A 1,743-nucleotide genomic window follows, 5' to 3' on the forward strand; every position below is an offset into this window, starting at 1 on the left:
CGGGCGCAAGGCTAGAATTCTCCGACTTACCTGGTTCTATACATGTCAGTGCGAACTATTAGCGATGCCGCGTTGCCGGCATCGAAGGGCAAGGCTGCCACGATCAACGACATCGCACGAGGGTCATGAGGTTGCCGGCCAGCGGCCGGCACTACCCAGGCTTTGCCCACCAAGGTCAAAACCCCGCTGCGCAGGCGGCGTTTCGCATTTCAGGGTTAGTCTGTGCGCCCTCTTCCAAGGAATCGCCCGTCGATGCGCCGCCGTTCCCTCGCCCTTGCCCTGTGCCTGCTGCTGCCGGCCAGCGCCTTTGCCCAGGCCCAGCCGCAGGCCGCACCGGTCGCGCCACCCTCCGCCGCGCGCAGCAGCGCCACCGTGGTGCTGACCGCCGCGCCGGCCGACTGGCGCGCGCTGGATGGCCAGCGCGTGCGCATCGCCGCACCGCTGACCCTGGCCGGTAGCGACGGCCTGGAGCGCTTCGGCCAGCTCACCGTAGCCTTCGATGGCCGCCTCTGGCAGCCGACCGAAGTGGCCGCGCCGGGTACGGCCGGCTATGAGCAGGTGATGGCCGACAACCAGCGTCGTCGCCTGGCGCTGGACGATGGCAGCGATGCCCGCGATCCGGCCAGCGTGGCCTACCTGCCGGGCAACCCGGTGCTGCGCACTGGCATGCAGCTGCGCAATGTGGAGGGCATCGTGCGCGTGGATGCACAGGGCCGTCCGCGCCTGCAGGTCGAGGGTGCGCTGAAACTGCCGGAACTCAAGCGCCCCGCAGTGCCGACCGTGCCGGGTAGCCTGCACGTGGCCGCCTTCAACCTGGAGAACTTCTTCAACGGTGATGGCCAGGGCGGCGGCTTCCCGACCCTGCGCGGCGCCCGCACGCTGGACGAGCACAAAGCGCAGGTGGCCAAGCTGGTCGCCGCGGTCAACGCGCTGGGCGCCGACGTCGCCGCGCTGATGGAGCTGGAGAACGACGGCTACGGACCGCAGTCGGCCATCGCCGAACTGGTCGATGCGCTCAACCGTGACCGCGGCACGCAGGGCGACTGGCGCTTCGTCGATGCCGGCAACGGCCCCGGCGACAACCCGATCCGGGTCGGCATCATCTACCGCAGCTCACGCCTGCAGCCGGTCGGCACGCCGGCCACGTTGACCGGCGGCCCGTTCGTCGAGCACAGCCGCGTGCCGCTGGCGCAGGCCTTCCAGGGCAAGCAGGGCGCGCCGTTCGTGGTGGTGGCCAATCACTTCAAGTCGAAGGGCTGCCGCGACGCAAGCGGCGCCGACGCCGACCGCAACGACAACCAGGGTTGCTGGAACGCCACCCGCGTGACCTCGGCGCAGCAGCTGCATGCCTGGCTGCAGACGGATCCGACCGGTACCGGTACAAAGGACGCGGTACTGCTGGGCGATTTCAACGCCTACGCGATGGAAGACCCGATCCGCACCCTGTACGACCTGGGCTGGCAGGACGCGTTCAAGGTCGCCAAGGTCGAGCATCCCTACAGCTACGTCTACAACGGCTACACCGGCCGCCTTGACCACGCGTTGCTCAGCCCGGGCATGGCCAAGCGCCTGCGCGGTGCCGCCGAATGGCACAGCAACGCCGACGAGCAGGACGCCAGCGGTTACCAGGGCCGCAACGTGCAGGGCCCGTGGCGCAGCTCCGACCACGACCCGCTGCTGCTGGGTTTCGACAAATAACCCTCAACGCCGGGGTCGGAGCCCATTCCGTGGGAATGGGATCCG

1 protein-coding gene is annotated in these 1,743 nt (G+C 69.1%); it reads left to right on the forward strand.

Annotation, left to right across the window (positions count from 1 at the left end; all coding sequences use genetic code 11):
* The first annotated feature begins 252 nt into the window (after positions 1-252).
* Positions 253-1,698: an ExeM/NucH family extracellular endonuclease gene (locus ABGA94_RS14925; RefSeq protein ID WP_375367660.1), complete on the forward strand. Its 1,446-nt coding sequence runs from the start codon at positions 253-255 to the stop codon at positions 1,696-1,698.
* Positions 1,699-1,743: the final 45 nt, after the last annotated feature.

It is taken from the genome of Stenotrophomonas sp. 3diitr2024, from assembly GCF_042136455.1.
GTDB classification, from domain to species: Bacteria; Pseudomonadota; Gammaproteobacteria; order Xanthomonadales; family Xanthomonadaceae; genus Stenotrophomonas; species Stenotrophomonas sepilia.

Excerpts from the sequence above, each read along its gene's own strand:
- ABGA94_RS14925 (WP_375367660.1), top strand. The coding sequence starts at position 253 with ATGCGCCGCCGTTCCCTCGCCCTTGCCCTGTGCCTGCTGCTGCCGGCC.